Annotated in this window: 14 protein-coding genes; 11 read left to right on the top strand and 3 right to left on the bottom strand. The window is 62.4% G+C overall.

All coding sequences use genetic code 11. The features are described from left to right. The first annotated feature begins 17 nt into the window (after nt 1–17). The 11 genes from J3P95_RS12390 (at nt 18) to J3P95_RS12340 (ending at nt 9,256) form a co-directional block, all read left to right on the top strand. A complete protein-coding gene (locus tag J3P95_RS12390) occupies nt 18–767 on the top strand; it encodes a helix-turn-helix domain-containing protein (RefSeq protein WP_434576991.1) in 750 nt (249 codons plus the stop codon). A gap of 232 nt (nt 768–999) precedes the next feature. After that, nucleotides 1,000–1,818, top strand: coding sequence for an ABC transporter substrate-binding protein (locus tag J3P95_RS12385; RefSeq protein WP_434576993.1), 819 nt, complete (start codon nt 1,000–1,002; stop codon nt 1,816–1,818). Between the two features lie 10 nt (nt 1,819–1,828). Further along, complete coding sequence (lhpI, locus tag J3P95_RS12380; protein ID WP_434626603.1) at nt 1,829–3,607, top strand: cis-3-hydroxy-L-proline dehydratase; 1,779 nt, start codon at nt 1,829–1,831, stop codon at nt 3,605–3,607. Beyond that, nucleotides 3,600–4,265 (top strand): amino acid ABC transporter permease, encoded by a 666-nt coding sequence (locus tag J3P95_RS12375; RefSeq protein ID WP_434563469.1) that lies wholly within the window; start codon nt 3,600–3,602, stop codon nt 4,263–4,265. Before lhpI ends, J3P95_RS12375 begins: the two co-directional genes overlap by 8 nt. Before the next feature lie 11 nt (nt 4,266–4,276). Continuing rightward, entirely contained in the window at nt 4,277–4,927 is a 651-nt protein-coding gene (locus tag J3P95_RS12370; protein ID WP_186642636.1) for an amino acid ABC transporter permease, read from the top strand. Further along, complete coding sequence (locus J3P95_RS12365) at nt 4,920–5,642, top strand: amino acid ABC transporter ATP-binding protein (protein WP_434563467.1); 723 nt, start codon at nt 4,920–4,922, stop codon at nt 5,640–5,642. Before J3P95_RS12370 ends, J3P95_RS12365 begins: the two co-directional genes overlap by 8 nt. 9 nt (nt 5,643–5,651) lie before the next feature. Continuing rightward, nucleotides 5,652–6,680, top strand: a complete 1,029-nt coding sequence (locus J3P95_RS12360; protein WP_434563465.1) for a trans-3-hydroxy-L-proline dehydratase — start codon at nt 5,652–5,654, stop codon at nt 6,678–6,680. Nucleotides 6,681–6,737: 57 nt separating this feature from the next. Then, entirely contained in the window at nt 6,738–7,655 is a 918-nt protein-coding gene (locus tag J3P95_RS12355) for a dihydrodipicolinate synthase family protein (protein ID WP_434576998.1), read from the top strand. Nucleotides 7,656–7,818: 163 nt separating this feature from the next. Next, nucleotides 7,819–8,373 carry a DinB family protein gene (locus J3P95_RS12350; protein ID WP_434577000.1) on the top strand — a complete coding sequence of 185 codons (555 nt, stop codon included), beginning with the start codon at nt 7,819–7,821 and terminating at the stop codon, nt 8,371–8,373. A 26-nt stretch (nt 8,374–8,399) separates the two neighbouring features. Next, nucleotides 8,400–8,750, top strand: coding sequence for a DUF6152 family protein (locus tag J3P95_RS12345; RefSeq protein ID WP_434563459.1), 351 nt, complete (start codon nt 8,400–8,402; stop codon nt 8,748–8,750). Then, nucleotides 8,750–9,256: a DUF6644 family protein gene (locus J3P95_RS12340; protein ID WP_434563457.1), complete on the top strand. Its 507-nt coding sequence runs from the start codon at nt 8,750–8,752 to the stop codon at nt 9,254–9,256. Before J3P95_RS12345 ends, J3P95_RS12340 begins: the two co-directional genes overlap by 1 nt. Nucleotides 9,257–9,274: 18 nt before the next feature. On the opposite strand, the gene J3P95_RS12335 is transcribed toward J3P95_RS12340, so the two are convergent. The 3 genes from J3P95_RS12335 to J3P95_RS12325 form a co-directional block, all read right to left on the bottom strand. Next, the gene (locus J3P95_RS12335) at nt 9,275–9,604 is read right to left on the bottom strand and encodes a hypothetical protein (RefSeq protein ID WP_434563455.1); all 330 of its coding nucleotides are present in this window, start codon (nt 9,602–9,604) and stop codon (nt 9,275–9,277) included. A gap of 149 nt (nt 9,605–9,753) precedes the next feature. Continuing rightward, nucleotides 9,754–10,965, bottom strand: coding sequence for a cytochrome c biogenesis protein DipZ (locus tag J3P95_RS12330; protein WP_434577003.1), 1,212 nt, complete (start codon nt 10,963–10,965; stop codon nt 9,754–9,756). Nucleotides 10,966–11,035: 70 nt separating this feature from the next. After that, nucleotides 11,036–11,299, bottom strand: a complete 264-nt coding sequence (locus J3P95_RS12325) for a DUF2790 domain-containing protein (RefSeq protein ID WP_434563451.1) — start codon at nt 11,297–11,299, stop codon at nt 11,036–11,038. Nucleotides 11,300–11,517: the final 218 nt, after the last annotated feature.

Below are 11,517 nucleotides of genomic sequence, written 5' to 3'. Positions count from 1 at the left end.
AAAAGACGAAGCAGGCCATGTACCCCTCGCTCTCATCCTTCGCACCGTGCAACCTCGACACCTTGCTGGGAAGCCTGAAATCCATAGCACCCTTGCTCGACACCCTCACGGACACCGTGTTCTTCATCAAGGACCAGCAAGCCCGCTACGCATTCGTCAACCGAACCCTCGCCCGGCGCTGCGGTTTCAAGCACAGCGACGACCTGATCGGGCTCACCGCCGAGCAAGTATTCCCGGAGCGCTTCGGCCCGTTGTACACCGAGCAGGATCGACGAGTGCTCGCCAGCGGCCGAGAACTGGCCGACCAGCTCGAACTGCACCTTTATTACGGCAATCAGCCAGTGTGGTGCCTGACCCACAAACTCGCCCTGCAGCAACCCGACGGCCAGATCGTTGGCTTGGCCGGCATCTCGCGCGACCTGCAACGACCGCAATCGAACCACCCGGCTTTTCAGAAGCTGGCTGCGGTGGACGCGCACATCAAGCAGCACTTCGCTCGCCCCATCAGCCTCGCCGAGCTGACCGCCATTGCCGGGTTTTCAGTGGCGCAACTGGAGCGACACTGCAAACGCATCTTCCAACTCACGCCGCGCCAGATGATCCAAAAAGCGCGGCTTGACGAGGCTTCGCGGCTGCTGTTGGAAAAGGACCTGCCCATCACCGAGATCGCACTGCGCTGTGGATACACCGACCACAGTGCGTTCAGCCGCCAGTTCCGCGCGCTGACCAGCCTTTCGCCCAGTCAATACCGCGAAAACCTGCCCTGAAGCTGTTCCTTAACGGGGCGCTTATGGGCGCGACTGCTCCCATCTGTAACACCGCACCTGCGTGTCCCCACCCGTTGCTGATGGGCTCAAAGTCCGGCAAAGCAATGTTTTTCAACGGCTTATCGACAAGCTCGGACTAAAGGCTAAAGAGGCATGCCAATTGCTTATCCAATATCGTATACGAAATCCTCAATACGATATCTCACCGCATTTATTCGACAGCGAGGCATTTATGAAAAACCCTGCATTGGCCGTAGCCCTCAGCGTTGTGCTTTTCCCTCTGCTCTCCCTTCCCGCCCAGGCCGACAAGCTCGACGACATCATCGGTTCGGGCAAACTGCGTTGCGCCGTGACCCTGGATTTCCCGCCCATGGGCTTTCGCGATGAAAGTAACAAGCCGGCGGGCTTCGACGTCGACTATTGTCACGACCTGGCGAAGGTCCTCGGCGTCGATGCCGAAGTGGTTGAAACGCCGTTCTCCGACCGAATCCCCGCACTGCTTTCGAGCCGTGCCGATGTGATCGTCGCCTCCACCTCCGACACCTTGGAGCGGGCCAAGACCGTCGGGCTGACCGTGCCCTACTTCGCCTTCCAGATGGTCGTGCTGACCCGAGACGACACCGGGATCAACAGCTACGCCGACCTCAAGGGCAAGAAACTCGGTAACACCAGCAGCACCTATGAAGCCATTGCTCTCGAGAAAGACCAGAAAAGCTGGGGCAGCGGCAGCTTCCGTGCCTATCAGTCGCAGAACGACACCCTGTTGGCCGTTGCCCAAGGGCACATCGATGCGACCGTGGTGACCAACACCGTGGCCGCCGCGACGATCAAGTCGGGCAAGTACAAGGGCTTGAAAATCGCCGGTGATGCGCCTTATGTCATCGACTACGTGTCCCTCGGCGCCAAGCGCAGCGAGTATGGCCTGATCAATTACCTCAACCTGTTTGTCAACCAGCAGGTGCGCACCGGCCGGTACAAGGAGCTGTTCGTCAAATGGGTCGGCACCGAAATTCCGCCGGCCAACCTGACCGTGCCCCAGGTCTACTACTGAGGATCGGGGCATGCCAAGCACGCCTAACTGCTTGCAGGGCCGCAGCCTGGTCGAGGGTGCCGCCGAGGGTACCCTGCTGTTCGCCGACGTCGGCCTGAGTTTCTGGGGCGGGGTCGACCCGGCCACGGGCGAAGTCATTGACCGGCACCACCCCCTCAGTGGCGAACACCTGGCCGGTCGGGTGCTGGCGATTCCCAGCGGACGCGGTTCCTGCACCGGCAGCAGCGTATTGATGGAACTCATCAGCAACGGCCACGCACCGGCCGCCCTGGTACTGGCCGAGGCCGATGAAATCCTCGCCTTGGGCGTGCTGGTGGCCGAGGTTATTTTCCAGCTTTCACTGCCGGTTTTATGCATCGGACACGAGGCGTTCAACCGACTGCGCGGGCAAGGATTCGCTCGCCTGGAGGGTAACCGCCTGACCTTGTCCGGGCGCAGGCCCAACGATCAATGGCACGAGACAGACGGCCGTCCGCCCTCGTCTTTGCCTCCCGCTGTGCGCTTGAACGAGCGGGATCAGGCGCTGCTCGACGGTGCCCACGGCAAGGCTGCCCAAGTGGCGATGCACATCGTCCTGCGCATGGCCGACATCCAGGGCGCCACTGAGCTGCTGGACATCACCCAGGCGCACATCGACGGCTGTATCTACACCGGTCCGGCCAGCCTGCGCTTCGCCGAACAGCTGGTGCAGTGGGGCGCGAAAGTCTGCGTGCCCACCACCCTCAATTCGATTTCCGTGGACCAGCGCCGCTGGCGCGAGCTGGGCGTCGACCCGGCCTTGGGCGAGCCGGCCAGTGCGTTAGGCGATGCCTACATGGCGATGGGCGCGCAGCTGAGTTTCACCTGCGCGCCCTACCTGCTGGACACCGCGCCGAAGGCCGGCGAGCAGATCGTCTGGGCCGAGTCCAATGCGGTGGTCTACGCCAACAGCGTGCTCGGTGCCCGTACGCAGAAGTACCCGGACTTCCTCGATATCTGCATCGCCCTGTGCGGTCGTGCACCGTTGGCCGGCTGCCATCTCGATGATCAGCGCAAGGCCGGCCTGATCGTCGAGGTGCCCAGCCTTGGCCCGGTGGACGATAGCTTCTACCCGCTGCTCGGTTATCACATTGGCAGTTTGGCAGGCCGGCGCATTCCGCTGATACGCGGGTTGGAGAACGCCGCCCCCACCCTGGACGACCTGAAAGCGTTTGGCGCAGCATTCGCCACCACCAGCGCCGCGCCGTTGTTCCACATCGCCGGCGTCACGCCGGAAGCCATCGACCCGGAGGATGTCCTGGACCGCGACGCCGTGCTGGCGCTGGAGATTATCAACGCCGCGGGTTTGCTTGCCAGTTGGCGCGAACTCAACAGCGCCCGCCACGGCCACGTCGACGTGGTTTCCCTGGGCAACCCGCATTTTTCCCTCAGCGAATTCGCCGCCCTGGCGCAGCTGTGCGCAGGCCGGGGCAAACACCCCGCCGTGGTGCTGGCAATCACCTGTGGCCGTGCCGTGCTCGAGCAAGCTCGCCTGGCAGGTCACCTGGACGCCATCGTGGCGTTCGGCGCAACGCTGGTCACCGACACCTGTTGGTGCATGTTGGGCGAACCGGTGATCCCGCCAGCCGCCACGACCTTGATGACCAACTCGGGCAAATACGCCCATTACGCGCCGGGCCTGGTGGGTCGCGGCGTGCACTTCGCCAGTCTCGGCGATTGTATCGAGGCCGCCTGTACCGCCACAGCCAGCGGCCAGCCGCCGCCGTGGCTGCAACCCACCGCACGCCAGGGGACCGCACGCCATGTTTGACTACAGCTTCCAATGGCGCCCGGCCCTGCGCGCCTTGCCCGACATGCTCGCCGGGGCTTGGGTGACCTTCGAGACCGCTGCGCTGTCGATGATCTTCGGCGTGCTGATCGCCTTGGTGCTGACGGTGATGCGCCAGGCCCGTCACCCGTTGCTGCGCGCCGTCGGCAATGGCTGGGTGTCGATCGCCCGCAACACGCCCTCGCTGTTCCAGATCTACATTCTCTATTTCGGCCTCGGCTCACTCGGGTTGCACGTCAGTTCGTGGCTGGCCTTGCTGGCCGGGATCACTTTCAACAACGCCGGCTACCTGGCGGAAAACTTTCGCGGCGGACTCAAGGCTGTGCCGAGTACGCAGATGCGCGCCGCCCGCTCCCTGGGTATGAGCGCGTTCCAGGCCTACCGGATGATCATAGTCCCGCAGCTGCTGCGCATCGTCTTCTACCCGTTGACGAACCAAATGGTCTGGGCGGTCCTGATGACGTCCCTGGGCGTCGTGGTCGGCCTCAATGACGACCTCACCGGCGTCACCCAGGAATACAACGTCAAGACGTTCCGCACCTTCGAATATTTCGCCCTCGCGGCGGTGCTGTATTACCTGATCGCCAAGCTGATTGTTGGGTTGGCCCGGCTGTTGTCCTGGCGCTTGTTTCGTTATTGAGAGGGCTTGTCATGTTTTCTACCAGCCTCACCGTTAACGACGTTTTGTACCTGCTCGACGGCGCCTGGGTCACGGTGCAACTCACCGCGTGGTCGATCCTGCTGGGCACCGTCGCCGGTTTGCTGTTCGGCTTGCTACGGGCGTTGTTGCCTCGGGCCAGCTTGCCGTTGGCCTGGGTGCTTGATGTGTTTCGCAGTGTGCCGCTGCTGATCCAGTTCGTGCTGTTCAATTCCCTCAAGAGCATCGTCGGCCTGAACCTCAGCGCCTTCGCGGTCGGCTGCATCGTCCTTGGGGTCTACGCCGCCGCGTATTTCACCGAGATCGTGCGCGGCGGCGTGCTGGCGGTGCCGTTGAGCACTCGGCGGGCCAGTCGATCCCTGGGCATGACCTACTTGCAGGACCTGCGTTTCATCGTCCTGCCAATCGCTACACGCGTGGCTTTTCCCGGTTGGTTGAACCTGGTACTCGGCGTGATGAAGGACAGCGCCCTGGTGATGTGGATCGGCATCGTCGAACTGCTGCGCGCTTCGCAAACCATCGTGACGCGCATCCAGGAACCCCTGCTGGTGCTGTGCATCGCGGGCCTCATTTACTACGTCATGAGCCTGGTGGTCGCCCGCCTGGGCGCGCGCCTGGAAAGAAGGTGGCAAGAAAATGATTGAGATCGAAAACGTGCACAAATCCTTTGGCAACCTCGAAGTGGTCAAGGGCGTCAGCCTGACGGTGAACAAGGGCGAGGTCGTCTCGATCATCGGCGGCTCCGGCTCCGGCAAGTCGACCCTGTTGATGTGTATCAACGGCTTGGAGCCAATCCAGAAAGGCAGCATCCGCGTGGACGGCGTGGAGGTCCATGACAGCGCTACCGACCTCAACCGGTTGCGCCAGAAGATCGGCATCGTCTTCCAGCAATGGAACGCCTTTCCCCACCTGACCGTGCTGGAAAACGTGATGCTCGCGCCGCGCAAGGTGCTGGGCAAGAGCAAGCAGGACGCCGAGGCGCTGGCGGTGAAACAGCTTGAGCACGTGGGCCTGGGCGACAAGCTCAAGGCGTTCCCCGGCAAGCTGTCCGGCGGCCAGCAACAGCGCATGGCGATTGCCCGGGCGCTGGCGATGTCGCCGGACTACATGTTGTTCGACGAAGCCACCTCGGCCCTCGATCCGCAGCTGGTGGGCGAAGTGCTGGACACCATGCGCATGCTTGCCGAAGACGGCATGACCATGGTGCTGGTCACCCACGAGATCCGCTTCGCCCGGGACGTCTCCGACCGCGTGGCGTTCTTCTGCAACGGGCGGGTCCATGAAATCGGGCCGCCGGACCAGGTGCTGGGCAATCCTGTGCAGCCGGAGACGGCAGCGTTCCTCAAGTCGGTGAAATAGGAGCAACCCATGCGCTCATCCAAAGTCATTCATGTCGTGAGCTGCCACGCCGAAGGCGAAGTCGGTGATGTGATCGTCGGCGGCGTTGCCCCTCCTCCCGGCGATACCGTGTGGGAACAATCGCGCTGGATCGCCCGAGACCAGACCCTGCGCAATTTCGTCTTGAACGAACCCCGTGGCGGCGTGTTTCGCCACGTCAACCTGCTGGTGCCGGCCAAGGACCCGCGGGCGCAAATGGCCTGGATCATCATGGAGCCGGCCGACACGCCGCCGATGTCCGGCTCCAACTCGTTGTGCGTCGCCACCGTGTTGCTGGACAGCGGCATCCTGCCGATGAGCGAACCCCAGACGCGGTTGGTGCTTGAAGCCCCGGGCGGCCTGATCGAAGCCGTGGCCGACTGCCGCGACGGCAAGGTGCAGCGGGTCGAGATCAAGAACGTGCCCTCCTTCGCCGACCGCCTCGACGCCTGGATCGAAGTCGAAGGCCTGGGTTCGCTGCAAGTGGACACGGCCTACGGCGGCGATAGCTTCGTCATCGTCGACGCCCACCGCCTGGGCTTCGCCATCCGGCCTGACGAGGCCGCCGAGCTGGTGGCCGTGGGGCTGAAGATCACTCGCGCGGCGAACGAGCAGTTGGGCTTCGTGCACCCATTGAATGCCGACTGGTCGCACATTTCGTTCTGCCAGATCGCGGCGCCCATCGTGATGGAAAACGGCGTTGCCACCGGCGCCAACGCGGTGGTCATCCAGCCCGGCAAGATCGACCGCTCGCCCACCGGCACCGGCTGCTCGGCGCGCATGGCGGTGCTGCACGCCAAGGGCCTGATGCAAGTGGGCGAGCGGTTTATCGGCCGCTCGATCATCGGCTCCGAGTTCCATTGCCGCATCGATTCACTGGCCGAGCTGGCCGGACGCACGGCGATTTACCCGTGCATTGCCGGACGGGCGTGGATCACCGGGACCCACCAGCTGTTGCTCGACCCGGCGGATCCGTGGCCCGAGGGCTATCGGCTTTCGGATACCTGGCCGGGCGCGTGATTTCCAGCCTCACCCAAAACCCTCGCCACAAAAGCACTATCACAAACGGAGACAACCATGAGCAAACGCATCAACTGGAGCGGCGTATTCCCCGCTGTCACCACCCAATTCAACGATGACTTTTCCATCAATCTGGAGAAAACCCATCAGGTCATTTCCAACGTTATCCGCGATGGCGTTTCCGGGCTGGTGGTCTGCGGCTCCGTGGGTGAAAACACCTCCCTGAGCGCCGAGGAAAAAATCGCCGTGACCGAAGTCGCGGTGGACGCTTCCCGTGGCCGGGTGCCGGTGATCTGCGGCGTGGCCGAGTTCACCAGCGTGCAGGCCGCCAAGGTTGCCAATGCCGTGCGCAAGGTCGGCGTCGACGGAGTGATGCTGATGCCGGCGCTGGTCTACGGCTCCAAACCGTTCGAGACCGCCGAGCATTTCCGCTACGTGGCCCGGCATGCCGACGTGCCGTTGATGGTCTACAACAACCCGCCGATCTACAAGAACGACGTCACCCCCGACATCCTGATTTCCCTGGCCGACTGCGACAACGTGGTGTGCTTCAAGGATTCTTCTGGCGACACTCGGCGCTTCATCGACGTGCGCAATGAAGTCGGCGATCGCTTCGTGCTGTTCGCCGGTCTCGATGATGTGGTGCTGGAAAGCCTCGCGGTGGGGGCCGAAGGCTGGGTCTCGGGCATGTCCAACGTATTCCCGAAAGAAGGCGAAACCATCTTCCGCCTGGCCCGCGCCGGACGCTTTGCCGAAGCCATGCCGATCTATGAATGGCTGATGCCGATCCTGCACCTGGACGCCCGCGCCGACCTGGTGCAGTGCATCAAGCTGTGCGAAGCCATCGCCGGTCGCGGCAGCGCCCTGACCCGCCCTCCGCGGCTGGCCTTGCCGGAAGCAGATCGGCTGTATGTGGAGCAGATCATGGCCAAGGCCCTGGCCAATCGGCCGGTGTTGCCGGAAGTGGGGCTTTAAAGCCCTCGCGCGAAAAAGTGCCTGCAGGAACCGTTGTGGCGAGTCGTTAGCGAGACTCGCCACAACGGTTGCAGTTCTGGAACGGACCGACCAATAACACGCCATGGCCCCGGGGGCTTGCTACGCTTGTTCAGCTAAGCCATAGACCGGAAGGCAGGCTCCCATGAACTATTTCCTCGCCCAGGCCCTGAACAACCAGTGGGCAAACCACAGGCTTCTCTGCGCGTGTACGCAGCTGAACGCTGCCGAGTATGAGGCCTACCGCACGAGCTTCTTTCCTTCCATCCAAGCCACGCTCTGCCACATCCTGGAAGTGGATTGCTATTACCTGACCGCCTTGGAAGGCGACGTCGAGGGACAGGAACGGGATTTCTTCCAGACCTTGGCTTTCGCTGAGCTCAAGGAAAACCAGGGCCAGGCCGACCACAGGCTGGTGACTTTCTGCCAAACCCTGCGCAAAAAAGACCTCGCCCGCGCCATTGATCTAGTACGAGCCGACGGCCGGGTTCGCGAACGGATCGATCGGTTGCTGCTGCACTTGTTCGAACACCAGATCCATCATCGCGGCCAGGTCCACACCATGCTCAGCGCCACCCACGTCGATCCGCCGCAACTCGATGAATTTTTTCTCGACTGCGACCGCCAGTTCCGAGCGGACGAGGAGCAGCGGCTTGAACTTGATGAACAGCGGGTCTGGCGCGATTACCTGCCCGACTGAATCGAATCGCTCAAGGAGACCTTGCCATGAACATGACCCTTCGTTGCATCGGTTTATCATCGATGCTGATTGCCACGGCGGCGCTTGCCCACCATGGCTGGAGCGAATACGACGCGAGTAATCCGCTGACGCTCGAAGGCACGATAAAGGAAGCCGGCTATTCCCATCCCCATGGCACCGTGCGCCTGCAAACCTCCGACAAGACCTGGACCGTGGTGCTCGCACCGCCCTCACGCATGAAGAACCGCGGGCTGAGCAAAGACATGCTCAAGGCGGGTAACTCCGCCACCGTGGTCGGCTACGCCAACCGCAACAAGCCCGACGAGCTGCGCGCCGAACGCATCACCATCGGCGACAAGACCACCGAGTTGCGCTGATGCAGGACACCGCTTCAGCCGCCGCCCCGCGAGGCTGGATGGACCAACTGGGCGACTCGTCCCTGGCGTTGGCCATGCGCAGCGAGCTATGGCTCTATCCGCTGGTGGAAGTGGTGCACATCATTGGCTTTTCGCTGCTGGTGGGTGCGGTGGTGATGTTCGACCTGCGCCTGCTCGGGTTGTCAAAGGATATTGCCGTGTCCGCATTGGCCCGGCACCTGCTGACCTGGGCCGTTGCGGCCCTGGTATTGATCGTGCCTGCGGGGCTGATGATGTTCAGCGCGCACCCTCATGACTTCGCCGGCAACAGCGTCTTCTTGCTCAAGCTGTGTTTGATTGCGGCGGCGGGCATCAATGCCCTGCTGTTTCATATCGGCGCCTACCGTTCGGTCGAGCAATGGAACACCGGCCGCACAACACCCAGCCTGGCCAAAGCCCAGGCATTGCTGTCCATCGTCCTGTGGATCGCGGTGATTTTCTGCGGCCGCCTGCTGGCCTACACCTGAAAAAAACCGGCTTGAAGATTATCGTCGCGCCAATTCGTGACGCACGCATTGTTCGAAATAGGTTTGCTTGACGGCGGCCGGCTTGAGGCGCGAAGCGCTGTTGTAGGTCTGCTCGGTAATGCCCAGGGCGGTCATGCGCATCCAGGGCCGAGGGAACTTGCGCACTTGCAGCTTCTTGCGCGCGCCGTACAGGCTGACGCCAGACAGCTTCGAGGCTTGGGCGCCCGCCGCGATGTCCGCCCCCCAGCGACACACCGACTGCTGGTTGGCGGTGAGGGCCTTGGCCTGGGCTTCAAGCGAGACGGCGGCCAATAGCATGACCGCCGCGATCCAGATAGAAACACGCATAGGTTTGTCGTCCAACTTTCTGAAATAGAAGAAGTTTGACTTCACCTTGATGAGCAAGGGGCCAGCACTGTCGAAAAACTAGAAACGCTTGCAGCGTAATCATTCAAGCGATTGAAATGTAAGTCACTTTTAACTAATCATCGCCACGGTTACTGGGTTGCCTTGGCTTCTTGCAGCAGTTGCTGGATCACTTGCTCCTGCTCGCCGTACCGTCCTTCGCCAAAGTGGCTGTAGCGTACCTGCCCCTTGGCGTCGATGAAGTAATGGGCGGGCCAGTACTGGTTGTTGAAGGCGCGCCAGATTGCATATTGGTTGTCGATCGCGACCGGGTATTGGATGTCCAGCTTGCGGACTTGGTCGCGCACGTTGGCGATGATCTTCTCGTAGCCGTACTCGGGGGTGTGCACACCGATCACCACCAGCCCGTCCTTCTCGTATTTCTTCGCCCAACCGTTCACGTATGGCAGCGTGTGCTGGCAGTTGATGCAGTCGTAGGTCCAGAAATCCACCAGCACCACCTTGCCCCGCAGCGCCTCGCGGTCCAGCGGCGGCGAGTTCAGCCATTGCACGGCGCCGTCCAGTGAAGGCATGGGGCCCTGGGATTCGAGGTTCGGCATCGAGTTCGCACCGGCCTTGCTGACCACGTAGTCGATGGCCTTGGGCACGTTTTCCAACAGGCTTTTTTCCAGGCTGGTCGATTGCTGGGACGAGGTGTTGGCGAGCAGGCGATCATCCACCCCGGTGCCAATCGCCACGGCGGCCAACAATACCAACGCCCCGGTGGCGCGGCGCAGCCAGGCCGTGATTGGCAGCGAGGGTTTCAGTCGGCCGATCAAGCCGCGGCCAGCCAGGATCAGCGTGCCCAGCGACAAGGCACTGCCCAGGCCGTAGGCAAGCAGAAGCAGACTGGTCTCGGCGCTGGCGCCTTGCAACATGGCCCCGGTCAGGATCACCCCAAGGATCGGCCCGGCGCAGGGCGCCCAGAGCAGCCCGGTGGCGACCCCGATCAACAGCGACCCCGCAGGACCGGCCATTCGTCCGGCACCGGCGTCAAGTCGATTGCCCAGGCTGACCAGCGGACCCGAGAGCCAGATACCGACCCGGCTGAACATCAACGACAGGGCGAACAGCACCATCACCACCAGGGCGACTTGCCGGCCGACGCTGCTGGCGTGGATCACCCACTCGCTGCTGACCACCGCCAGGCTGGAAACCAGGGCGAACGTCAGCATCATGCCAGCCAGCGTCAACAGTACCGAGCTGCGCGATTGATTGGCCCGGGCGAACAGGAACGGCACCACGGGCAGGATGCAGGGGCTGAGGATCGTGAGGATCCCGCCGAGAAAAGCGATCAGAAGCATGGGAACACCTCACTATAAATGGCTGACGCAAACCCCGTGGCGAGGGAGCAAGCTCCCCCGCCACAGAAGATCAGTTTTCGTTGCTGCAGTTATCGGAGAACTTGCGATAGTCCAGCGCCTGCTTGTGACCCATCGAGTCGAGGTAGGTCATGTGGGCATTCACCACGCCACACGCCGGCTGCGGATCTTCGGTCAGGGACAGCACTCTCTGGATATCCAGGTGCGAGCCGTAGGTGTAGACCTGTGCTTGGCCAGTGCTTTCGGCCCGGGCCGACAGGGTGCAGATGTTCAGCGCGGCGAACAGGCAGGCGGCGTAGATGGCTTTGGTGTTCATGAAGGAGTCCTCGATGCGTTCAATGGATGACTTTGCTGCGAGGCCAGTTGTATTGCCTCGATGGAAGCCATTGAACGCTGCCCAGGTATCGCGCCTGTATCGGGCCGGGCGGCTTTTTGCATCGCTGTGTATCCGCCGCCCGCCAGATACACTGCAATACAAACCGGCGCGGGCCATGCCGGCCGGCGGCTGTAGACTGGCCAGCAACAACAGGCAAA

This window comes from Pseudomonas sp. Z5-35 (genome assembly GCF_051131945.1).
GTDB classification, from domain to species: Bacteria; Pseudomonadota; Gammaproteobacteria; order Pseudomonadales; family Pseudomonadaceae; genus Aquipseudomonas; species Aquipseudomonas marvdashtae.
This window is presented reverse-complemented; position numbering and strand designations above follow the sequence as displayed.

What these genes read in the sequence shown, in the direction of transcription:
- lhpI (WP_434626603.1), top strand. Translation starts at nt 1,829, where the DNA reads ATGCCAAGCACGCCTAACTGCTTGCAGGGCCGCAGCCTGGTCGAGGGT.
- J3P95_RS12355 (WP_434576998.1), top strand. Translation starts at nt 6,738, where the DNA reads ATGAGCAAACGCATCAACTGGAGCGGCGTATTCCCCGCTGTCACCACC.
- J3P95_RS12335 (WP_434563455.1), bottom strand. Translation starts at nt 9,604, where the DNA reads ATGCGTGTTTCTATCTGGATCGCGGCGGTCATGCTATTGGCCGCCGTC.
- J3P95_RS12360 (WP_434563465.1), top strand. Translation starts at nt 5,652, where the DNA reads ATGCGCTCATCCAAAGTCATTCATGTCGTGAGCTGCCACGCCGAAGGC.
- J3P95_RS12330 (WP_434577003.1), bottom strand. Translation starts at nt 10,965, where the DNA reads ATGCTTCTGATCGCTTTTCTCGGCGGGATCCTCACGATCCTCAGCCCC.
- J3P95_RS12390 (WP_434576991.1), top strand. Translation starts at nt 18, where the DNA reads ATGTACCCCTCGCTCTCATCCTTCGCACCGTGCAACCTCGACACCTTG.
- J3P95_RS12385 (WP_434576993.1), top strand. Translation starts at nt 1,000, where the DNA reads ATGAAAAACCCTGCATTGGCCGTAGCCCTCAGCGTTGTGCTTTTCCCT.
- J3P95_RS12350 (WP_434577000.1), top strand. Translation starts at nt 7,819, where the DNA reads ATGAACTATTTCCTCGCCCAGGCCCTGAACAACCAGTGGGCAAACCAC.
- J3P95_RS12370 (WP_186642636.1), top strand. Translation starts at nt 4,277, where the DNA reads ATGTTTTCTACCAGCCTCACCGTTAACGACGTTTTGTACCTGCTCGAC.
- J3P95_RS12345 (WP_434563459.1), top strand. Translation starts at nt 8,400, where the DNA reads ATGAACATGACCCTTCGTTGCATCGGTTTATCATCGATGCTGATTGCC.
- J3P95_RS12365 (WP_434563467.1), top strand. Translation starts at nt 4,920, where the DNA reads ATGATTGAGATCGAAAACGTGCACAAATCCTTTGGCAACCTCGAAGTG.
- J3P95_RS12375 (WP_434563469.1), top strand. Translation starts at nt 3,600, where the DNA reads ATGTTTGACTACAGCTTCCAATGGCGCCCGGCCCTGCGCGCCTTGCCC.
- J3P95_RS12325 (WP_434563451.1), bottom strand. Translation starts at nt 11,299, where the DNA reads ATGAACACCAAAGCCATCTACGCCGCCTGCCTGTTCGCCGCGCTGAAC.
- J3P95_RS12340 (WP_434563457.1), top strand. Translation starts at nt 8,750, where the DNA reads ATGCAGGACACCGCTTCAGCCGCCGCCCCGCGAGGCTGGATGGACCAA.